The following is a 21,195-nucleotide window of genomic DNA, read 5'->3' as shown; positions in this document are numbered from 1 at the left end:
CTTCCAGGGGATCGCGCGCCGTGTCCTCTTCCAAGCCCGAGTCGGAACGCCTCGTCACCCTCGACGGCTCGCACGGCGAGGGGGGCGGGCAGATCCTCCGCACGGCCCTCACGCTGTCGCTGCTGACCGGCAGGCCGTTCCGCATCGTGAAGCTGCGCGCCAACCGCGACAAGCCGGGCCTCCGGCCCCAGCACCTCAAGGCCGTCGAGGCCGCCGCCCTCCTCGGCGGGGCCGACCTGCTCGGCGCCGAGGTCGGCTCTCGCGACCTGGTCTTCCGCCCCGGCGCGGTCGCGCCCCGCGACCTGACCATCGACATCGGCACCGCCGGCTCGACCGGGCTCGTCCTCCAGACTCTGCACCTCCCTCTGGCGATGCGGGCCGAGACCGCCGCCCGCGTCGTCCTGACCGGGGGGACGTTCAACCCCAAGGCGCCCGCGTTCCCGTTCCTGGACCAGACCTGGCGCGAGCACCTGGCGAACCTCGGGACGCCGATCGCCCTGGCCATGCCTTCGGCCGGCTTCTATCCTCGCGGCGGCGGCCGTCTCGAAGCCTGGATCGAGCCGGCGAAGCCCAGCCCCTGGGTCCGCACCACCCGAGGCGACCTGCTCCGCATCCGGGGCGTCGCCGGCGCGGCCAACCTCCGCGAGGACGTCGTCCGCCGTCTCCGCGACCGCGCCCTGAGCCGGATCGCCGACGAAGGCTGGAACGTCGACGTGGAGATCGAGGCCGCCTCCTGGCCCAGCCCCGGCCAGGGCGCGGCGATCAGCCTCACGGCCGTGCACGCCGGATCGGCCCCCGCCACGTTCGTCGGCCTCGGCGAGCGCGGCAAGCCCGCCGAACTCGTCGCCGACGAGGCCGTCGACGAACTCCTCGACTTCCTGGGCGTCCCCGACGGCGCCGTCGACCCCCACTCGGCCGACCAGATCCTCCTCCCCCTGGCCCTGGCCGAAGGCCGATCGGTCTACACCGTCTCCCGCGTGACCGAGCACCTCCGCACCAACGCCGACACCATCCGCGCCTTCCTCCCTCGCGAAATCGAGATCGAGGAAGCCGTCTCCCCCGACCAGCCCGGCCGCGTCATCGTGGCCTGAACGGCGGATGAAGGGGGGCCGGCGCGGCCTCAATCAAGGCCCGCGTGGCGACGGTTGAAGGCGCGGGCGCGCTCGACGAGTGCGGGGTGGGAGCGGCCGTCGAGGGTCATGTCGGGCTGCCAGGGGAAGTGCCAGACCCAGAGGGCGACGAGGGAGATCCCTTCCTCCTCGGCCATGTCCAGGTAGGCCCTGGCCCAACTCGCCTCCGGGTCGGACTGGAATCGGGGGGCGTCCTGGCCCAGCTCGCCGATGAACAGGGGGGCGCGGGCGGCCCCGACGGCGCGGGCGGCGAGGCGGGCTCGTCCGAGGGCGTCGAGGCCGGAGCCCTTCGGGCCGGGGTCGGCGGGGCCGTAGTGGTGCAGGCTGAAGACGTCGAGCGGCTCGGGCTGCGCGGCCAGCTCGTTCGCCAGGTGCTCGCGCCACGAGTCGTCGCGAAAGCGGAAGTCGGGGAACGTCTCGCGGCGGCTGGCGGCCTCGGGCCGCACGCCGGCGTCGCCGCTGGTCACGGGATGGTTCGGGTCGAGCGACTTGATGAACGCGGCCTGTTCGCGGTAGATCCGCCGGGTCATCTCCCAGGTCAACGAGTCCTCGCGCCCGCCGGTCTCGCGGATCGTCGCCCCCTCGGGGTAGACGCTTCGCGGGAGCAGCGGCGAGCCCTTCAGGTCCACGTCGGCGGCGAGCATCAGCTCGTTCTCCAGCTCCCACATCAGGACCGTGGGGTCGTCCCTGTAGCGGGTCACGAAGGCCCGGACGTAGGCCTCGTTCGCGCGCCAGGTCTTCGAGTCGTGGTCGAGGATCGCGCCCCTCGGCTCGCCGACGTGGGAGTTCCACGAGGTGACGTTCAGGCAGGGGACCAGGCGGAGGCCCGAGCGTCGGCAGAGGGCGAACAGCTCGTCCATGCCGCGCCAGTAGGCGTCGGGGTCGCGTGTGAGGAGTCGGTCGGCCTCGATCGGGTAGCCGGGGCCGGCGAAGAATCGGAGGAACGCCAGGCCGCTCCGCGAGGCGTCCTCGATCGCCGCGGCGGCCGCCGCCTTCGCCCGCTCGGGGGTCCCGTAGATCTGGCCGAGGTGGAACCACGTCCCCAGGTGGATCTGGTGCAGGTGCGGCACGTTAGCGCCGACCGCCCGGTACTCCCGGCCGTCGAGGACGAGCCGAGCCCCCTGGACGGCGACGAAGCCCTCGACGGGGCCTCCGGCCTGCGCGGCGAGACACCAGGCGAACAGCATCGTCGCATAGACGGTTCGTTTCATGATGGGTTCCTGGCTCACCGGCGAGCGGCTCGGGGGGACCGTCGCGCCGGGGCGGGGCGTGGAGGATGTCGAGGGAGTCACGTCGACGTTACCGACCGCCGGGGCCGTCGTCGAGGGGGCGGAGGCTGGCGGCGGGCTCGGATCGGGTCTATCCTCGGAAACCGTCGCGTCCTGCGAAGGGACCTGGCCGCATCATTCAGCCCCGGAGAGACTCCCGATGACACGAAAGCTAGGCCTCGCGACGCTGGCCGCGATCCTCTGCGCGGGCGCATCCGCCGCCCCCCCGAGACGCCCCCCGAGCACCCGCTGCGACGTCCCGCCGGCCTGAGGATGGAGCCCGCCGGGCCGCTCCGCGCCTATCTCGACGCCGTCACGGCCGACTGGCTCCTGCCCGGCCCCAGGGCGAATCCGGCGATCCTGGCGATGTTCGCCGACCGCGACCGCCAGCCCTATCGCGACCTCCTCCCCTGGTCGGGCGAGTTCGCGGGCAAGTTCCTCACCGGCGCGGCGCAGGTCTACCAGGCGACCAGCAACCCCGACCTGAAGCGGTCGCTCGAAGCCTACGTCCGCGAGCTTCTCCCCCTGCAAGACGCCGACGGCTACTTCGGTCCCTTCCCGAAGGACCACCGGCTCACCGGCACGGCGCCCAACATCCAGGGCAAGCCCGGAGGCACCTGGGACGCCTGGGGCCATTATCACATGATGCTCGGCTTGATGACCTGGGACGACGCCGTCGGCGACCCCGACGCGCTGGCCGCCGCCGTCAAGATCGGCGACCTGCTCTGCGACAGGTTCCTCGGCGACAAGAAGCCCCGGCTGGTCGACACCGGCTCCACCGAGATGAACCTCGCCCCCGCGCACGCACTCGTCCTGCTTTATGAGAAGACGCGGGCGAAGAAGTACCTGGACCTGGCGAAGCAGATCGTCGACGAGTTCGCCGCGACCGCCCCCGACGGCGCCCCCCTGGCCGGCGACTACCTCCGACGGGGCCTGGCCGGCGACGAGTTCTTCCAGACCCCGAAGCCGCGATGGGAGAGCCTCCACCCGATGCAGGCCCTCGCCGCCCTCGGGAGGATCGAGAACGACGCGGACCGCCGCAAGGCCTACGCGAACCTCTGGTGGAGCATCGCCAAGCTCGACCGCCACAACAACGGCGGGTTCTCCTCGGGCGAGCAGGCCCAGGGCGACCCATACCACGCCGGCGCCATCGAGACCTGCTGCACCATCGCCTGGCTCGCCCTCTCGGTGGACATGCTCAAGCAGTCGGGCGACCCGATCGCGGCCGACGAGCTGGAGCTTTCCACGCTGAACTCGGCGCTCGGGCTGTTCTCCCCCACCGGCCGCTGGAGCACGTACAACACGCCGATGGACGGCGTCCGCCAGGCCAACTACCACGAGATCGTCTTCCAGTCCCGCCCCGGGTCGCCCGAGCTGAACTGCTGCTCCGTCAACGCCGCGCGGGGCCTCGGCCTGGTCTCGCAATGGGCCCTCCTGAGCGACGACGCGACCGGCGGCCTGGTCCTGAACTGGTACGGCGCCGGCGACCTCATCGGCCGCCTCGGGGGGGGAGCGCGGGTCGGCCTGGAGACCGAGACCGACTACCCGCGCTCGGGCCGCGTCCGCATCAAGGTCGACGTCGACCGGCCGACGAAATTCGCGCTCGCCCTCCGTATCCCGCAATGGTCCACGGCCACCAGGCTGACGGTCGGGGGCGAGGCCGTCGCGGACGTGAAGCCGGCGACCTACCGGACGATCGACCGCGAGTGGAAGGACGGCGACGTCATCGAATTGGATCTTGATATGAGCCCCCGCGTCTGGGTGGGCGAGAACGGGTACGCCGGACGCGCGTCCCTCTACGTCGGCCCGACCCTGCTGGCCTACGACGCCCGGCTGAACGAGAACGGCCCCGACGACCCCGAGCCGATCGACGCCCGCTCGCTCCGCATCCTCCCCCCCTCCGACTGGAAGGGTTCCCAGCCGCCGATCGTCCTCGTCGAGGCGAAGACGGCCGACGGCAAGCCCGTGAAGCTCTGCGACTTCGCCTCCGCCGGGGCCGACGGCTCCCGCTACCGTTCGTGGCTCCGCGTCGAACACGCCTCGGCCACGCCCTTCTCCCGCGAGCACTCGTTCCGCACCGGCCCGCCGGTGGAGTGAATCGCCGAGCGGCCCCAACCCCCGGCGGCGCGTTCCCGCCTTCCCCCTCAGTGGGGAAGGCTTCTCACCCTGGGCCGGGAGTCGGCGTCTCGGCGACGGACTTCGCCCATTCGGCGTGGAGTCCGGAGAGGCGTTCGACCACCTCGGGATGGTCGGCGGCGAGGTTCCTGGTCTCGCCCGGATCGGCTTCGAGGTCCGCCAGGAACAGGGCGTCGGGGCCGACGACCGGGCGGTTCTGGTCATCCCGGCCGTTGCGGACGAGCTTCCAGCGGCCTTCGCGGACGGCGTCCTGGCCGGCCGAGGACCAGGCGAGGGACGCGTGCGGCGAGGGGGCGTCGCGGAGGAGGACTTCGGTCAGGTCTTTGCCCTCGAACGCGGTCGGCGAATCGGGCGTGCCGCCGGCGGCGGCGAGGAACGTCGGAGCCAGGTCGGACGTGCAGGCGAGTTGGTCGCGGGTCTGGCCGGCGGGGACGACGCCAGGGCGTCGGACGATGCAGGGGACGCGGAGTCCGCCTTCGAACAGGCTGAACTTCCGGCCTCGGAAGGGGCCGTTGTCGCCGATCGGGCCGTCGCCCCGGGCCTCCGCCGTCGCGCCGTGGTCGCTGAGGAAGACGACGAGGGTGCGATCGGAGATCTTATGCTCATCGAGTCGCGCCAGCACGTCGCCCACGCTCTCGTCGACGGCCGCGAGGGTCGCCGCGTACTTCGCGCGCGAAGGGGGCAGGTGGGCGAACCGCTTGAGGATCCGCTGGGGCGCCTGCAACGGGTAATGCGGGAGGTTGTAGGCGACGTAGAGGAAGAACGGCCCGGCGCGGTTCTCGTCGACGAAGCGGAGCGCCTCGCGGGTGACGATGTCGGTCAGGTAGGTGCCGTCCTCGTGGACCTCCTGGTCGTCGCGGCGAAGGTCGTGGACGTGGGGGGCGTCCCAGTAGAAGGTGTGGCTGAAGTTGTCGACGCAGCCGGCGTAGAAGCCGAAGAAGCGGTCGAACCCCTGGTCGTTGGGGGTCGCGCCGGGGGCCGAGCCCAGGTGCCACTTGCCGACGGCGGCCGTCGCGTAGCCCAGCGGCTTCAGGCGCTCGGCGATGGTGACCTGCTCCGGGGGCATGCCCGGCCGGCCGGGGTACGACGAGACATTGCCCGGCACCCCGGCCCCCTGCGGCGACCGGCCCGTCAACATCGCCGCGCGCGAGGCGGAGCAGACGGGGGCCGCGGAGTACCAGGACGTGAACCGCACCCCCTCGGCGGCCATCCGGTCGATGTTCGGCGTGCTGAGGTCCGTCGAGCCCTGGCAGCCGAGATCGCCGTACCCCTGATCGTCGGTGAAGAAGACGACCACGTTCGGACGATCGGCCGCCGGCGGCTCCGCCCCTCGGGCGACGTTCGCCCCGATGGCGAGAAGGGGGACGAAGAGGGCCGACAGGATGCGGTCGTTCATGTTCGACGGCCTCGGGGATCGGTGCGGGCGAAGTCCCGGAGAAGGGGGCGGCAAGAGAGCGGGGCGAAAGGTGCGCAAGGACTCATGCGGCGCGGAGACGGCGCGCGACGCGCCGTCTCCGCGTGCGGTCCGTGGGCCGTCGGGCCTCAGTCGAGTTGCGGGCGACCGTCGCCGTAGGTCCAGGGCTTGCCCTTGAACGGGCCGAGGGCGGGGGCCTTGGGGATGGCGCCGGGCTTGAGGCTCGCGGAGAGTTCCAGGAGCGCGTCGGCGATCTTGCGCCCGGCGGCGGGCTCCAGGTTGCTGTAGGCGGTCAGGCGGGTCTCATAGCCGCCGCCCGTCTGGGGGTCGAGCGCGCTTTCGTGCGGGACGTAGCCCACGACGTCGTTCGCCAGCGACACCGGGAACGTGAACGGGAATTTCGACCCGGCCTTCAGGTCCAGGCCGTACTGGCAGAAGTACTCGGCGGGCGAGGTCAGGAAGACGGCCGGGCCGACCTGCACGGCCTGGACCTCGGTCTCGACCACCGGCTCCCTGGCGATCCGCGCCTCCAGGACGACGGTCTCCTTGGCGAATGTCCATTCGGTCGGGTCGACGCCCGTCTTGTCCGGCTTCTGCACCAGGGCGAGGGCCGCCGCGACGTGCTCCGCCGACGGCTTCCGGCGCGGGATGGAAAGCCGGCGCGATGCGACGGCCACCGGGACCAGCGGGCCGGCCTTCGGCTCCATCGCGATGAGCGCCTTGCCCGCCTCGGCGCCGACCGTGCCGCCGACCAGCCGGGACGATCCCTCGCCGAACTGCCTGGCCTCGTAAGGCAGGCGGTTGTTGACCTGGGTCACGTCGCCGGCCATGCCGGGGACGAAGACGACCTTCGCGTCGTCGCCCATCAGGCCCCGGATCGCGTTCTCCATGTAGTAGACGTAGTCCGCCGAGATCCCGCCGGGGCCGGTGGTGCAGTGGCAGGCGAAGTTGACGACGCAGCCCAGGAACTTGCCCGACTCGTCCCACGCGCCCAGCACGCCGACCTGGGGGTCGACCGGCCCGGCGGGCTCGACGATGTCCGGGTTTCCGACGCCCGGGTGGGTCATCGCGTGGCCCTGCTTCATCTTGAAGCGGCGGTTGAACGCCACGTTCTCGGCCAGGCCGAAGCCCGCGCCGCCCCGCGCAGGGACGCGCTTCGCGTCGGCCTCGACGACGGCGTCGACGATCCCGGCCTTGACCTTCTCCAGGTAGGCGGGGTCGGCGATCACGGTCTCCTTCTCGACCATGTCCCTGACCAGCGGCGAGGCGTCGGCGAACTCGCCGGGGAGGAACAGGCCCGTCGGCCCGCCGCTGTGGGTGTGCGAGGCGGAGATCAGGATCGAACCGGCGGGGATGCCGGTCTTCGCCTCGATCGCGGCGCGGATCTCGCCGACGGTCTTGCCGCGGATGAACAGGGCGTCGAGCCCGACGATCGCGGCGCGATTGGTCCCGTCGTCGAAGACCGCCGCGCGGGCCTTGCAGGGGTCGTGGAACGTCTGGTGGTAGGCCTTGCCGTACCCCCCCGGCGCCTCGTCCCCGATCGCCGGCGAGACGTCCCGCTCCGCGAACCCCGCCTTGAACGTCGGCCCCTCGGCCCTCGCGGCCGTCATCGTCCCCAATGCCAGGGCGACCGTCGCCGCCCATCGCCATCGCTTCGTCGACTGCATCATCACGTCCCTCGGTCGAACCTCGGTGCGTCGCTCGGTCCCGGGCAGCTCAAACAATGTTGAACACGCCCCAGACGAGGGTGGTCGATCAGGACGTCGGAATCAAGGGGCCTTCGCCCCCCCCGCCAAGACCTGGCGGTTTCGATCAGGGATGCCGCGCCGCCCGAGAGCGTTCGCGTCGCGCAGGGCGCGCGTCGGAGCCGACGGCCGAGGGAAGCTCGCCGATCCGATGGATGATGAGCCCCGCGCGGAGAGCCCCGTCCTCGAGTCGTTCATGGATGAAGAGCCCCTCGCGGAGAGCCCCGTCCTCGAGTCGTTCGACGAGGACGGCGGCTTTCCGGTCAGGTTTCCGCAGCGAAGGCCGGGAGGCTTTCTCGTCGTCCTCAGAGGTCGACGCGGCGGCCTTCGCGGGCGGATTCCTTCTCGGCGGTGACGAGGCGGATGGTCTCGCGGGACTGGAAGGGGGTGACGACGGGTTCGAGGGTCTCGCCGGCCGCGGCGCGGGCGAAGTGGTCGATCTCGCGGGTGTAGCCGTCGCCGGGGGGGAGTTCGGGGGTGAAGGCGTCGCCCTCGGCGGGGCAGACGCGGAAGGCCGGGGTGCGGGTGCAGTCGAAGACGATGGTGGCCTTCTCCAGCACGACGTTGAAGCTCATCTCGAAGCCGAAGCTGGGCGCCATCCGCCAGGTGCTCTCGGCGACGACGGCCGGGCCGCCGGGGTAGAAGTACTGGCTGGAGATGTAGGCCTGCGGGGGGTCGGCGATGCTCGACACGGCGGCCGGCATGCCGAAGACGTAGTGAATGTAGTCGGTGTCGTGGATGTGCAGGTCCAGCGGCTGGCCGCCGGATCGCGACTCGTCGGCGAACCAGTTGTCCGGGCTCCAGTTCGGCGCGGTCGAGAACCGCCGGAAGCTCGCGGCGATCGGCTTGCCGTACTCGCCCGACCTGATGAGGTCGCGGGCGACGACGTACTCCGGCCAGAACCGGATGCAGTGGCCGACCTGGAGGACCTTGCCCGACTCCTCGGCCGCGGCCACCATCCGGTCGCACTCGGCCGGGTTGAGCGCCATCGGCTTCTCGCAGAGGACGTGCACGCCGGCCTTGAGGGCCTTGATGGTCGTGTCCGGGTGGACGAACGTCGGCAGCGTGATGGAGATCGCGTCGACCTCGCCGGAGGCGAGCATCGCGTCGAAATCGGTGTACGTCTTGATGCCCGCCAGGTCGATGTGGTCGGCCGCCCCCTGCACGTTCCCCTTGGGCGCGCCGCCGGCGTCCGCGAGGACCTTGGGGTTCGCCTCGCAGATGGCGGTGATCGTCGCCCCGGGCTGCGCCTTCCAGCAGCGGTAGTGCATCCGACCCATGAAGCCCAGCCCGACGATCCCGACCCGAATCATAAGTAAGTCCCCTGATACCCTGGAACGTGCGCCTCGTAGTCGCCGCGGGGGCCGCGTCGCGCCCCATCCGAAAACGGCTTGCGGCCGATCGTCCCAGGATACCAGCCGGGACCCGCTGATCCAATCCGAACGCGGGCGGACCGGGCGGGGGGGGAGGGCGGGGGACTCCCCGTGGGGGGCTCCGGCGTCAGTTCGATTCGGCCTTCTTCTTCGACTCGGCCTTCAGCTTGGCCTTGAGCTTGTACATCTTGGGGGTGATGTAGGTCTCGACGTAGCCGTGGTAGGGGTTGTTGCGGGCGAAGTCCTGGTGGTACTCCTCGGCCGGGTAGAAGGCTTCGAAGGGGACGATCTGGGTGACCACCGGCGACTTGCGGGCGCGTTTGGCGTTCAGGTCGTGCTTCGCCTGCTCGGCCAGCCGCTTCTGGTCCTCATTGTGGTAGAGGATGATCGAGCGGTACTGCGTGCCGTGGTCGGGCCCCTGGGAGTTCACGGTGGTCGGGTCGTGGGCGATCCAGAAATACTCCAGGAGCTTCTCGAACGAGATGACGCTCGGGTCGTAGGTGATCTGGATCACCTCCGCGTGGCCGGTCAGGCCGGTGGAGATCATCTCATACGTCGGGTTCGCCACGTTCCCGCCCGAGTAGCCCGAGACGACCGACTTCACGCCCGGGATCCGCTCGAAGACCGCCTCGGTGCACCAGAAGCAGCCGCCGCCGAACGTCGCCTGCTCCAGCTTCGGCTTCTTCGGCTTCTCGCCCTCGGCGCCGTCCTTCGTCGCGGGAGCCTCGGCCCCCGGCGTCTCCCGGCTCGGCTCCGCCTCCTTCGCCTCCTGCCCGAAGGCGACGCCCGCGACGAGCGCGAACCCGAGTCCAAGTCCGAGTCGCCAGGCCTGCTGAAGCGTGCTCATCCGTCTGCGCTCCTGGGTGAAGAAAACCGATCCGAATCCCGTCCGGGACGAATGCGCGTCCAGGACTATTGTGGCGGCGATCGCGGCGGATTCCAGCCCCGAGATCCGTGGCGGCCCGGCCGCGGTTCCTCAGGCGAGTCCCGGCGGGAGGCTTCCTCGCTCCGTCGAACACGCCTGGCCTCGCTCCGCTCCCCGGCCCGCCCGCGAAGAATTTGGGGCTGGAGCTTTAGCAAAAACCTCCACTCCGCCTTGCAATTTTTACATGCAAGCCGCGCAATCGCGCCAGTGCGGTCAATACAATCGCAACAGGGTCGCTCAACGCTATTCCCGCCCCATCTTACGGGCGTCCCGCAAATATCCAGGGCTTCCATAATCGTTCCAGGTTTGACTTCGCGTTGGACGATAAGGAGGGGCGACGGGGTAAGCGGGGATGCTCGGGCGTGGGTCGCGCCGGAGTCTGCGTTGACGGCCTTTGGGGGATGGGCTATGGTGCCGCCGCTCGAGGGCCTGATCCGATGCGACGTCGGCCACGGGTCCGCAAGCCGGGCAGGGAGGCCCAGGATGGCGACGATCTCGGAAGCGACGGCGAGCCCGGAGACGGAGGCCGATGGCCTGGCGTTCGCCCGCAGGGTCCTTCGGGACGAGGCCGCGGCGCTGGCCGGCGTCCGCGAGCGGCTCGACGGCTCGATCGTGCGGGCGGCGCGGCTGGTCTACCACTGCCAGGGGGGCGTGATCGTCACCGGCATGGGGAAGGCGGGGCTGGTGGGGCAGAAGACGGCCGCGACGTTCGCGTCGACCGGCACGCGGGCCTACCCGCTGCACCCGGCCGAGGCCGTCCACGGCGACCTGGGGCGGATCCGCCCCGGCGACGTCGTCGTCGCCTTCTCGCAGAGCGGCGAGACCGAGGAGGTGCTGCGGCTCCTCCCCTCGATCCGCCGGATCGACGCCGGCCTGATCGCCGTCACCGAACGCGCGGCCAGTTCGCTGGGCCGGTCGGCCGACGTCTGCATCGCGATGGGGCCCATCGCCGAGGCCTGCCCGCTGGGCCTGGCGCCTTCGGCCAGCACGACGGCGATGATGGCCGTCGGCGACGCCCTGGCCCTGCTGGTCTCCCGGATGCGCGACTTCACCCCGGAGGACTTCGCCCTCTACCACCCGGCGGGGAACCTCGGGCGGAAGCTGACGCGGGTCGAGGACGTGATGCGGACCGGCCGCGACGTCCGCACGGCGAGGCCCGAGGAGACCGTCCGCCAGGTCTTCGTCCGGCTCGCCGGCCCCCGCCGCCGCTCCGGCGCCGTGCTGGTCCGGGACGACCAGGAGCGGCTGCTGGGCATCTTCACCGACAGCGACCTCGTGCGGCTGTTCGAGAAGCGCCGGGAGTCCGAGCTGGACCGGCCGATCGGCGAGGTGATGACGGCGAACCCGTTCCGCACCACGGTCGGCTCCATGCTGGGCGAGGCGGTCGAGCTGATGAAGGGCCGCAAGATCAGCGAGCTTCCCGTCGTCGACGGCGACGGCCGGCTGGCGGGCCTGATCGACGTGACCGACCTGATCGGGACGCCCCCCGAAGACTTCGAGGAGTGACGCGGATGACGACCCCGGGAAGCCCCACGGCCGGCGTCGCGGCCGACCTCCAGGCGCGTTGCGAGGCGATCCAGGTGCTGGCGGTGGACGTCGACGGCGTCCTCACCGACGGCCGGATCATCGTCGACGACGCCGGCGTCGAGTCGAAGAACTTCCACGTCCGCGACGGCCTGGCGTTCGCGCTCTGGCACAAGGTCGGCAAGTCCTCGGCCATCCTCTCCGGCCGTCGCGCCGCGGTCGTCGAGCGGCGGGCGGCCGAGCTCAAGATTCAACGAGTCGTCCAGGGGATCGCCGACAAGGGCGAGGCCTTCCGGGCGCTGCTGGCGGAGACGGGGGCGACGGCGGAGCAGGTCTGCTACGTCGGCGACGACCTGATCGACCTGCCGGTGCTCCGGGCCGTCGGGCTCGCCGCCTGTCCGGCCGACGCCGTGGCCGAGGTCCGCGAGTCGGCCCACCTCACGACCGTCGCAGCCGGAGGAAACGGCGCCGTCCGCGAAGTCGTCGAGGTCATTCTGAAAGCCCAGGGGCTGTGGCACGGGGCTTGCGGCAGCTATCTTTCGCCAGCGACGTGAGCAGGCTTGGGCGGGGCCGCCCTCATCGCGCGGGGATCGTCCCCCCGACGCTTCCGAGGTGGTCGTCGACCGCGTGGACCGGGTAACCGCCGACGTTACGGAATGTCGATTCGTGCTTAAGAAACTCTTCAAGCTGGCGACGGTCCTGAGCCTCCTGACGGCGGCCCACCTGGCGTACGTCCAGGCGTTCGACCTCGTGGTCGCACGCCTCCGGTCGACCCACCAAGTCGACCAGATGGAGTTCACGGTCCACGACTCCGAGACCAAGACGCTGGTCAAGCAGACCGCGGAGCGCGTGTTCGGCCCCGACAGCTGGACCAACTCCGACGACCTCCTCCGCTACGTCAGCCCGGAGAAGGGGGTGATCCTCTTCGCGGCCGAGTTCTCCCGCCCCACCGAGAGCGGCGGCGTGAAGTTCGACGGCAAGCGGATCGAGGTGAAGCCGGCCGCCGTCGTGCTCGGGTCTCCCAAGGCGGGGAGCACCCGGACCATGACCAGCGAGTCCGCGGTCATCGACTTCAACAAGCCGTTCGGCCTCAGTCCCAAGGGCGACGGCGAGCCGCTGACCGTGCGCTACGCCCGGCTGGAGCGGAACGTCATGATCCGCGACGACCGAGGGACCCCGGACGACCCGACCGACGACCTGCACATCGGCCCGCTCACCGAGGTCGAGTACGAGGACGACGGGGTCTCCCCGGTCATCCGCACCAAGTCCGACGTCGTCGTCGTCGATCGCGACGTCCGCGTCACCGGCACCGGCCTGGAGATCCAGCTCCGCCCCAAGTCCGCGGCGAGCCAGCCCGGCGGCCGCGCCACCGGCTTCGACGGCGCCCAGCAGCTCACTCTCTTCAAGAACGTCCGCACCACGTTCGCCGACGTCGGCCGCACCGGCATGCTCCCCGACCTGGACGCTAAGCAGGCCGCCGACGGCGGCGTCGTCGCGGCCCAGGCTCGGCCGAAGTCGAACGGCAAGGCCGCCAGGGACCCGAACGAGGCGATCCCGCTCGACGTCCAGTGCGACGGCCCGCTCATCGTCGCCCTGCCGCGCCCGGTCCCCGCGCCCCCGGTCGGCCCCCGGTCCCCCCCGAGCCGACCTACGTGGAGTTCCGCAACAACGTCGTCGTCCGCCGCGGCAAGCTCGCGGACCTGCCCGACCAGCTCACCTGCGACACCCTCCACCTCACCCTCCTCCCCGGCGAGAAGAAGTCGGGCGAGGCCCAGGCCAAGGCTGGAGACGAGACCGAGGTGACGACGGCCGCCAAGGGAAGCGCGTTCGGCGGACTGACCCTGCGGCGGGTCAAGGCCAGCGGCCACGCGGTCTGGCTCCAGATGCCGGGGCAGGGGGTCAAGATCCTCTGCGTGGAGCTGCTGCATTACAAGGAGCCCGCCTCCGGCAAGAACACGACCGTCTTCAACGGCGGCGGCCCCAAGAAACTCTGGCTTGAGAAGCGGGACCTCGCCGCGGCGGCCCCCGCCGGCGCCCCCGCCCGGCTCCAGTCGGTCACCCACGTCTGGTGCTCCGACGCCACCCTCACCGACGACGGCGACCCCAACAACGCGGCGCTCGTCGCCAACGGGCCGGGCCTGCTGGAGACCCGCCCCGCGCTGGGCGAGAACGAGCCCCCTCGCGACGTGCCGCCCTCCCGCACGGCCGTCTGGCGCGAGCAGCTCTGGGTCCAGAACGAGGCCCCGCAGGCCGACCGCGCCTCGGGCCGAGTCCTGGTGCTCAAGGGCTCGCCCCGCGTGGAAGACCGCGCCCGGGGCGCCTCGCTCGACGCGGCCGACCGCATCGTCGTCTGGCTGAACCCGGACGAGAAGAAGGCCCAGCTCACGCGGGAAGGCCGCGAGGTCGTCCCCGCCGCCTACACGGAGCCCGACCCCGCCGCCGCGCCGAAGCCGGCCCTCCCCAGCATCCGGCGACTCCTCGCCGTCAAGGACGTCCACCTCGTCGATCCCAGCCGCGACTTGCACCTGCGAGAACGGCTCGACGTGGACTTCGAAGCCGGGACCGTGGCCGCTTCCCCGCCGCTGACGACGAACCCGAACCCGGTCGCGAAGCCCGCGCCGGCCGCGGACGCCAAGGCCGCCGGCGACGGCGGCGGAGCCGTCGCGCCCGACCTCACGCCGGTCCCCGCGCAGGGTGCCGCGACCAAGCCGACCGGACCGAAGATGTCCGCCAAGGCCGAGCGAGCCCAGGCCGTCGTGATCGTCGGCGCCCCCGCCCCCCAGCCCGGCGCGACCGCCGGGACGGCCGCCGAGCCGGCCTATGAGCTTCGCGACGTCGAATTGCGGGGGGGCGTGCAGCTCCACCAGGAGCCCGGCCCGGGCAAGACCGTCGGCACCGACGCGGAGGGCGAGGTGCTCGTCCTTCGCAACCAGGCGGCGGGCCAGGTCGTCTTCGACCTCTACCACCACGACCAGCACTCCGCCAAGGGTCGCGCGATCGATCCCAAGAAGGCCCCCAAGGCCCGCGTCTCCACCGAGGAGATGACGATCGTCGCCGACACCATCGGCGTCGACCAGAAGGCCGACCAGGCGTGGGCCTACGGCGAGGGCAAGCTCACCCAGCTCACCGACCGCGCCCTGTTCACCGACCGCTCGGCCGAGGGCCTCGAAGCGGCCCAGCCGCCGGCCGACCCGGCCAAGCCCCGCAAGCGCGGCGGCAAGACCCTGTCGAACAAGGTCCCGATCGTCATCACCTGGACCAAGCTGATGACCTTCGAGGGGATCTCGCACGACCCGCTCAAGCGGCCGGCCGCCAAGATCAAGTTCCTGGGCCGGGCCCACGCCCAGATGGAGGACTCGCTGCTCCACGGCGAGGATTCGATCACCGTCTACACCGACAAGCCGATCCCGCTGGTCGACGCCGGCAAGCTCAGCGGCCGGACCGCCGCCAAGGCCCCGGCCGAGGCCGGCGACGAGGCCGAGCCCGAGTCCCGACCCGACCTGGCGATGATCGAGGTCGTGGGGACGCCGAAGTCGCGGGCCGTGGCCATCGCTCGGAAGGTCCACCCGGACTTCCCGCTGCTGATCAGCCAGCAGCGGATGGAGGCCGGCTCGCTCCTGTACGACCGCCGCACCGGCACGTTCCGGGCGCCGGGCCCCGGCGAGGTCTTCCTCTACGACCGCAAGGGCGACCCGACCAAGGAGGCGAGCCCGGAATTCGGAGCCTCCGTCGCCGCCCGGCCGGTCGTCCGCCCCACCGCGTACAACCCCGGCGAGGACGACGACGCGGCCTCGGGCGTCAAGGAGCAGATCGCCGTCAGCCCCGACGCCCCCCGCCGGGCCGGGGCCGCCGGAGCCAGGCCCGAGCTGCCGCCGCTGGTCCTGACCCAGATCCGGTTCGCCGACGAGATGAAGGGTCGGTTCGGCACCGGCGCCCAGGACGACGTCGACGAGCAGCGTTGGGCCGAGTTCTTCGGGGCCGTCGAGACGGCCCGGGGGAACGTCGCCAACGAGGCGGTCCGGTTCGACTACGACCGCCTGCCGAACGATGCCGCGTTCCTGACCTCGGAGATGCTCCGCGTCATCAACGAGCCCCCGCCGGCCGGTTCCGCCAAAACCTCGAACGGTCGGAACTTCCTGAAGGCCTGGGACAACGCCTACGTCCGTGCCCAGGACACCGCCCTGCAAGCCGATGTCATCACGTATGACTCGCTCAACGACCTGGTCTTCGCCAACGGCCTCGACGGCCGCCCGGTGCAGGTCGTCCGCCAGGGGGCCCCCGGCCAGTCCGCCTCGCCGGGCCGCGCCGCGGCCGTCCGGTTCAATCCCAAGCTCGGCTCGGTCGACGTCATCGCCCCGGAGAACTGGCAGATCGTGGACGACCGGACCGGCACCCGACCCGGCATCGTCAAGCCCTCCAACGGCAACAAGATCGCCGACAAGCCGCGCAAGCCCCGCACGCGAATCTACACCAACCCGGCCGAGCGCAAGGGCTTCACCGGACGCTGACCCGCGCTCGGGGACCCGTCGAAATCCCCCCCGCAGGCGAAGGACGCGATGACGGCCTTCGCCGGAGAGAGGATGACGAGCGAGCCGGCTCGACGGCATTCGTCTCAACGGTCTTCCTCCCTTGCGGGGGAAGGGCGTGATGACGGGCGCGGTTCACGCGGGGGGGCGCTTGGCGGCGGCGAGGTTTTCGTAGAGGTCGGCGAAGTGGGCGACCATGGCGTCGGCGCGAAAGTCGGCCAGGACGCGTTCGCGGCCGGCGGCGCCGAGGGCCCGGGCGCGGCGGGGGTCGCGGACGAGGTCGCGAAGGGCGCGGGCGATCAGGGGGAGATCGCCGATGGGTGCCAGGAGGCCGGTCACGCCGTCGACGACCACCTCGGTCGTGCCGGGCGCGGCGGTCGCGACGACGGGCTTCGCCTGCATCATGGCCTCCAGCACCACGTTCGGCAGCCCCTCGTACTCGCTCGGCAGGACGACGACGTCGGCGGCGGCCATGAGGCGGGGTACGTCGTCGCGGTGGCCGAGGAAGCGGACCTTGTCGGTCAGCTCGTACTGCCCGGCGCGCTTCTCCAGCTCGGCTCGCAGCGGGCCGTCGCCGACGATCGCGGTGCGGAGGTCGGGCTGGACGTGTTGCAGCAGGTCGAGCACCCGCAGGAGGTCCAGCACCCGCTTCTGGGGGGCGAGCCGGCCGACGAACAGGGCGAGCTTGGCGTCGGGGGGGAATCCGATCTCGACGCGGACGGCCGCGGGATCGACGGCCGGCGGCGGCTCGTCGGCGACCCCCGAGTAGATCATCGCCAGCCGGTCCTCGGGGACGCCGAGCTTGCGGTAGTAGTCGACGACGGCGTTCGAGTTGCCGACGAGCTTGTCGCAGGCCGTCGCCAGCCTGCGGTCGACGGCCTTCTCCAGACGCCCTTTCCAGAGGTCGACGGCCATCTCCGCCGTGACCACCACCGGGACGCCCGCCCGCCCGGCGGCGATCCGGCCGTAGGCGTTGGCGGCGAAGATCCAGGTCTGGACCACGTCGAACTTGCCCGCCTTCAGGAACCTCGTCAGGCGGCGGAGGGCGAACGGGTCGACCTTGAACCGCTTGGCGATCGACGTCACCGGCACGCCGGCGGCGGCCAGCTCGGCCTCGAGCGGGCCCGTCCGGGTGAGCACCGCCGCCTCGACCTGGAAGCGGTCGCGGGGGAGCCCCCTGGAGAGCATCACCATCTGCTTCTCGGCGCCCGAGCGGTCGAGCGTCGGGATCAGTTGCAAGACCTTGAGCACGGCGGAAGACCCCGTTTCAACCCGACCGTTCGCGGGCGATCAATTCCTGGAAGAGTTGCAGGTGGCCGCGGGCGACGGCCCGGATCGAGAACTGCTGCTCGACGCGGCCCCTCGCCGCGCGGCTCATGTGGAAGGCCCGATCGAAGGTCGTCCACTGCTCGACGATCGTCCGGGCGAGGGCGTCGACGTCGCGCGCGGGGGCGAGCCGGCCGTGCTTGAAGTCGGCGATCAGGCGGCGGTTGCCCGGGATCGCCGTGGCGACGACCGGCACGCCGATCGCCATCGCCTCCAGCAGGGCGATGCTCATCCCCTCCTCGGTCGACGGCAGCACGAACAGGTCGGCCGCCCGCAGCGCGGCCTCGACGTCGTCGGTCGCGCCCGGGAGCGAGACCGCCCCGGCGGGGAGGCCCAGGTCGCGCGCCGCACGTTCGAGGGCCGGCCGTTCCGGGCCTTCGCCCACGAGCGTCAGCCGGGCGTTCGGGAAGCTCGACCGGACGGCGGGCCACGCCCGGACCAGCGTGGTCAGCCCCTTCTCGGGGGCCAGCCGGCCGACGAACATCGCGTGCGGGGCCTCTTGCCAGCCCTTGCGGCGCTGCCAGGGACGGGCGGGGATCGGGACGCCGTTGGGCAGGTCGTGGATCTTCGCCGCGTCGTATCCGGCCCCGGCCAGCTCGTCGTGGACGGCCTTCGAGATGGCGACGAAGGCGTCGGCGTCCCTGGTGCGACGGGCGATCCGCGCGCCGAAGTTCCCCCGGGCCTGCCAGGCGACGTCGCCGGTGTCGCCGGCGCCCTCGGGACGCAGGACGACCGGGAAGCCGCGCTCGCGCCCGGCGCCCACGGCGACGTAGGCGTCGTGCTTGAGCATCGAGACGTAGGCCAGATCGACGGGGTTCGCCGCCAGCCATCGCCGGAGGTTCCGCATGTAGAGCCAGGTCCCGAAGAACCGCAGCGGCGAGGTCTCCAGCCGGTGGATCGTCAGCCGCCCCCCGCCTCGTGATTTCGAGTAGTCCAGCGCCTCTCGGGTCGGGAGTCCGGCGGCCTCGCCCACGGCGGAGGTCAGCACCGAGACGTCGGCCCCCTCGCGCGCCAGGGCCTCGGCCAGGTACGCGAGCACGCGCTCGGCGCCGCCGATGAGGGGCGGGTAGCGTCGGGAGACGAGGGCCAGCTTGAGGGGGGGCGTGGGAGGGGTCACGTCGGGCGGTCAGTCCTTGAGGATGCCGACGAAGGGCAGGTGGCGGTAGTCGTCGTCGAAGTCGAGCCCGTAGCCGACCACGAAGGCGTCGGGGATCGGGAAGCCGCAGTAGTCGGGCTCGATCGGCGTCGTCTGGCGGCCGATCTTGCGGAGCAGCACCGCCGTCTTGACGCTTCGCGCCCCCCGCGCGATCAGGTGGTCGACGAGCGCCGCGAGGGTCTGGCCGGTGTCGAGGATGTCGTCGAGCAGCAGGACGTCGCGGTCGGCCACGTCGGGGGCGAGCGTCTCGTTGATGATCAGGGTCGAGGCGGTCGTCGTGGCCCCCCGGTAGCTGCTGGCGTGGACCAGGCCGATGCGGTGGGGGACGTCGACCTCGCGGATCAGGTCGGCCAGGGCGATCAGGCTCCCGGTCAGCACGGCGACGATCGTCAGCGGCTTGCCGGCGTAGTCGCGGGCGACCTCCCGACCCAACTCGCGGAGCCGGTCGTGAAGCGCGCTCTCCGGGATCAACACCTCGACGGGCACGGCGGCGGCGCTCCTCGCGTGACGTGACGCTACAATGGCTGCGGCGGACGATTACGGCCGTCCAGTGTAACCGATGGCCCCGGAGATCGAATAGGAGACGGGCCGGGTTCGTCTGGTCTGGGTAGGAGATCGTATGCTCGACGCCCCGACGACCGCATCCATCACCGATGAATCGCTGGTCCGGCGGGCGCTCGGACGCGACCCCCAGGCCCGCGAGGAACTGTTCCTGCGGCATCGGGACGAGGCGTACCGCGCGGCGTACCGACTGCTGGGGGACGAGCACGACGCGCTCGATGTGGTGCAGGAATCGTTGATGAAAGCCTTCGCCCGACTGTCGGAATTCGACGGCCGGGGGGGATTCCGGTTCTGGCTGCTTCGGATCGTCGTCAATACGGCACTCGACCAGGGAAGGCGGAGAAAACGGCGGAAGTACGTGACCCTTGAGGGGGAGCCGACGAGCCTCTCCCCGGACGACGACCCGGCGCGGGGGCTCCGCCGCCAGGACCTTCGCCGGGCGCTCGACGAGGCCCTGGAGAACCTGTCGCCGACCCTCCGGGCGACCTTCGTCCTCTTCGCCGAGCTGGGATTGAGTTACAAGGAGATCGCCGAATCGCAGGACGTCCCGATCGGAACCGTCATGAGCCGGATCAACGCCGCCCGGCGCAAGCTCCAGGCCGTGCTGGATTGGGAACGCCTCAAGGACCTCGGCTGATCGACCCAAGAAGGATGGCAGACCATGCGAGGAGACGCCGAGAATCGCGAGTCGGATCGGCTCGAACGCCTGTGGCGGGCGACCCGCCCCCCCGCGCCCTCCGCCGAAGCCTGGGACCGCGTCTGGACGGCCGTGAACGCCGCCGTCGACGAGTCGGCCGCGATCGGCGACCGCCCCCACGTCCCGACCCTGGTCATGGCGAAGCCGGCACCCTCCCGAGCCCGCCGCTGGGCGGCGATCGGCGTCGTGCTGGCGGCGCAGGCCGCCGCGATCCTGATCGCCGTGGGGATCGCCCTGCGTGAGGAGGCCTCGCAGCCCGACGGCGTCTCGCACACGGCCACCGCCGTCGTCCACATCGACGAGGGCCAGCTCGTCCTGATCCGCTCCGACGCCGACGCCGTCCAGACGACCGACCTGACCGCCCAGGCGGGCCCGGCCGGGGTCGACGCCTGGTATCTCGTCTTCAACCTCCTCGAATCGATGGCCGGCCCGGTCGTCGCGATGTCCGAGTGAGCGGCGAGCCTCTGGAGGATCGGATGGGAAGGCAGACCTTCGACGTCACGCCTTCCCCCCTGGCGGGGGAAGGTGGCCGCAGGCCGGATGAGGGGGAAGACGAGCGCGGATGCTGTCGTAGCTTCAGCCGCGTCGGTTGTGGGGCGATGGGACGTTTCAAGGTAAACAACCCGAGCGGCCGACGATGGGCGGTCTTGCCGCCCGGGGCTTTTATGATGAGGCCGGAATGCCGACGGCCGTTATGCTCGTCTTCCCCCTCATCCGGCCCTTCGGGCCACCTTCCCCCGCGAGGGGGGAAGGGATTGGGCCTGGTCGTCTTGCTTTGGCTGCTCGTCTCGGGTTGCTCGCCGCGCTCGTCGTCGCCGGAGCCGGCTCCCGAGCCCGCGCCGACGGGGGTCGCGGTTTCGTCGGTCGAGGCCGCTCGGCAGGTGACGGTGTTCGCGATCAAGGCGGAGCCGGGCGAGTCGGCGATCGACCCCCGGCTGACGTCGGTTCGGGTTCAGCTCCGCAAGGTCCTGCCCGATCACGGCTTCGAGCTGATCGTTTCGCGCAGTGAGCGGCTCTCTCCGGGCGAGACGCTGGCCTGCGACCTGGGCGGGGGGCGCGTCGCCGAGACGACGTTGGAGAGCGACGACGCGGGCCGCGTGACGCTCCGCTGCTCGTTCCAGGAGGGCGACGCCCCGCCGTTCGTGACCGTCGTCGACGCCCCCGAGAATCAGCTCTTCTTCTATGAGCGGTCCCTTCGCGACGGCTCGCGAGTGCTGATCGGCGTCGGGGCTCGCTGAGGCGGTCGGCGATCAAACGCCGAACGCCCCGACGGCTGGCGGGCCGTCGGGGCGTTCGGGCTGAACCTTCGTGTTCGTGAGCCGGGCCTTCCCTGGCCCGTCGGCCTTCGGGTCGCCGCTCCATCCTTGGGGGCGACCGTCTAGCGAGGGCCTGCGTCATCCAGTCTTCCTTGACC

Annotated in this window: 16 protein-coding genes; 8 read left to right on the top strand and 8 right to left on the bottom strand. The window is 71.5% G+C overall.

From position 1 onward, the window contains the following. Positions 1-20: 20 nt before the first annotated feature. Positions 21-1,091 (top strand): RNA 3'-terminal phosphate cyclase, encoded by a 1,071-nt coding sequence (gene rtcA / locus VT85_RS00955; protein ID WP_068409379.1) that lies wholly within the window; start codon positions 21-23, stop codon positions 1,089-1,091. 29 nt (positions 1,092-1,120) lie between these two features. Here the strand turns inward: rtcA and VT85_RS00950 are convergent, their stop codons facing one another. Then, the gene (locus VT85_RS00950) at positions 1,121-2,341 is read right to left on the bottom strand and encodes a cellulase family glycosylhydrolase (protein WP_068409377.1); all 1,221 of its coding nucleotides are present in this window, start codon (positions 2,339-2,341) and stop codon (positions 1,121-1,123) included. A gap of 330 nt (positions 2,342-2,671) precedes the next feature. Between VT85_RS00950 and VT85_RS00940 the strand changes: the two genes are divergently transcribed. Continuing rightward, entirely contained in the window at positions 2,672-4,495 is a 1,824-nt protein-coding gene (locus tag VT85_RS00940) for a beta-L-arabinofuranosidase domain-containing protein (protein WP_068409373.1), read from the top strand. 64 nt (positions 4,496-4,559) lie between these two features. Here VT85_RS00940 and VT85_RS00935 read toward each other — a convergent pair whose 3' ends face one another. From VT85_RS00935 to msrA, 4 genes are all read right to left on the bottom strand, one after another. Beyond that, positions 4,560-5,930, bottom strand: a complete 1,371-nt coding sequence (locus VT85_RS00935) for a sulfatase-like hydrolase/transferase (RefSeq protein ID WP_068409371.1) — start codon at positions 5,928-5,930, stop codon at positions 4,560-4,562. Positions 5,931-6,076: 146 nt separating this feature from the next. Next, positions 6,077-7,618 carry a hypothetical protein gene (locus VT85_RS00930; protein WP_068409369.1) on the bottom strand — a complete coding sequence of 514 codons (1,542 nt, stop codon included), beginning with the start codon at positions 7,616-7,618 and terminating at the stop codon, positions 6,077-6,079. A gap of 380 nt (positions 7,619-7,998) precedes the next feature. Continuing rightward, entirely contained in the window at positions 7,999-9,006 is a 1,008-nt protein-coding gene (locus tag VT85_RS00925) for a Gfo/Idh/MocA family protein (RefSeq protein WP_068409367.1), read from the bottom strand. 187 nt (positions 9,007-9,193) lie between these two features. After that, positions 9,194-9,913, bottom strand: a complete 720-nt coding sequence (gene msrA, locus VT85_RS00920) for a peptide-methionine (S)-S-oxide reductase MsrA (protein WP_068409365.1) — start codon at positions 9,911-9,913, stop codon at positions 9,194-9,196. A 561-nt stretch (positions 9,914-10,474) separates the two neighbouring features. Here msrA and VT85_RS00915 point away from each other — a divergent pair. From VT85_RS00915 to VT85_RS00905, 3 genes are all read left to right on the top strand, one after another. Continuing rightward, complete coding sequence (locus tag VT85_RS00915; protein WP_068409363.1) at positions 10,475-11,497, top strand: SIS domain-containing protein; 1,023 nt, start codon at positions 10,475-10,477, stop codon at positions 11,495-11,497. A 5-nt stretch (positions 11,498-11,502) separates the two neighbouring features. Beyond that, positions 11,503-12,069 carry a KdsC family phosphatase gene (locus VT85_RS00910; RefSeq protein WP_068409361.1) on the top strand — a complete coding sequence of 189 codons (567 nt, stop codon included), beginning with the start codon at positions 11,503-11,505 and terminating at the stop codon, positions 12,067-12,069. A 1,098-nt stretch (positions 12,070-13,167) separates the two neighbouring features. Continuing rightward, complete coding sequence (locus VT85_RS00905) at positions 13,168-16,023, top strand: hypothetical protein (RefSeq protein WP_068409359.1); 2,856 nt, start codon at positions 13,168-13,170, stop codon at positions 16,021-16,023. Positions 16,024-16,176: 153 nt separating this feature from the next. Here the strand turns inward: VT85_RS00905 and VT85_RS00900 are convergent, their stop codons facing one another. From VT85_RS00900 to hpt, 3 genes are read right to left on the bottom strand one after another with little or no spacing between them, the layout of a single operon-like run. Further along, complete coding sequence (locus VT85_RS00900) at positions 16,177-17,292, bottom strand: glycosyltransferase (RefSeq protein ID WP_068409357.1); 1,116 nt, start codon at positions 17,290-17,292, stop codon at positions 16,177-16,179. Positions 17,293-17,308: 16 nt separating this feature from the next. After that, positions 17,309-18,484, bottom strand: coding sequence for a glycosyltransferase family 4 protein (locus tag VT85_RS00895; protein WP_068409356.1), 1,176 nt, complete (start codon positions 18,482-18,484; stop codon positions 17,309-17,311). A gap of 9 nt (positions 18,485-18,493) precedes the next feature. Further along, positions 18,494-19,009: a hypoxanthine phosphoribosyltransferase gene (gene hpt / locus VT85_RS00890; protein ID WP_068409354.1), complete on the bottom strand. Its 516-nt coding sequence runs from the start codon at positions 19,007-19,009 to the stop codon at positions 18,494-18,496. Between the two features lie 133 nt (positions 19,010-19,142). Between hpt and VT85_RS00885 the strand changes: the two genes are divergently transcribed. The 3 genes from VT85_RS00885 to VT85_RS00875 all read left to right on the top strand — a co-directional run bounded on the left by VT85_RS00885 (position 19,143) and on the right by VT85_RS00875 (position 21,019). Further along, positions 19,143-19,721, top strand: coding sequence for an RNA polymerase sigma factor (locus tag VT85_RS00885; RefSeq protein WP_068409352.1), 579 nt, complete (start codon positions 19,143-19,145; stop codon positions 19,719-19,721). Positions 19,722-19,745: 24 nt separating this feature from the next. After that, positions 19,746-20,234, top strand: coding sequence for a hypothetical protein (locus VT85_RS00880; protein WP_068409350.1), 489 nt, complete (start codon positions 19,746-19,748; stop codon positions 20,232-20,234). Positions 20,235-20,536: 302 nt separating this feature from the next. Further along, positions 20,537-21,019, top strand: coding sequence for a hypothetical protein (locus VT85_RS00875; RefSeq protein WP_068409348.1), 483 nt, complete (start codon positions 20,537-20,539; stop codon positions 21,017-21,019). Positions 21,020-21,195: the final 176 nt, after the last annotated feature.

It is taken from the genome of Planctomyces sp. SH-PL62 (assembly GCF_001610895.1).
Classification (GTDB): Bacteria; Planctomycetota; Planctomycetia; order Isosphaerales; family Isosphaeraceae; genus Paludisphaera.
The sequence above is the reverse complement of the archived record's forward strand: the minus strand, read 5'-3'. Positions and strand labels throughout refer to the sequence as shown.

Bases quoted from the DNA above. Each gene is read 5' to 3' on its own strand.
- VT85_RS00880 (WP_068409350.1), top strand. From the start codon at position 19,746: ATGCGAGGAGACGCCGAGAATCGCGAGTCGGATCGGCTCGAACGCCTG.
- msrA (WP_068409365.1), bottom strand. From the start codon at position 9,913: ATGAGCACGCTTCAGCAGGCCTGGCGACTCGGACTTGGACTCGGGTTC.
- VT85_RS00940 (WP_068409373.1), top strand. From the start codon at position 2,672: ATGGAGCCCGCCGGGCCGCTCCGCGCCTATCTCGACGCCGTCACGGCC.
- VT85_RS00930 (WP_068409369.1), bottom strand. From the start codon at position 7,618: ATGATGCAGTCGACGAAGCGATGGCGATGGGCGGCGACGGTCGCCCTG.
- VT85_RS00935 (WP_068409371.1), bottom strand. From the start codon at position 5,930: ATGAACGACCGCATCCTGTCGGCCCTCTTCGTCCCCCTTCTCGCCATC.
- VT85_RS00910 (WP_068409361.1), top strand. From the start codon at position 11,503: ATGACGACCCCGGGAAGCCCCACGGCCGGCGTCGCGGCCGACCTCCAG.
- VT85_RS00925 (WP_068409367.1), bottom strand. From the start codon at position 9,006: ATGATTCGGGTCGGGATCGTCGGGCTGGGCTTCATGGGTCGGATGCAC.
- VT85_RS00885 (WP_068409352.1), top strand. From the start codon at position 19,143: ATGCTCGACGCCCCGACGACCGCATCCATCACCGATGAATCGCTGGTC.
- VT85_RS00950 (WP_068409377.1), bottom strand. From the start codon at position 2,341: ATGAAACGAACCGTCTATGCGACGATGCTGTTCGCCTGGTGTCTCGCC.
- VT85_RS00915 (WP_068409363.1), top strand. From the start codon at position 10,475: ATGGCGACGATCTCGGAAGCGACGGCGAGCCCGGAGACGGAGGCCGAT.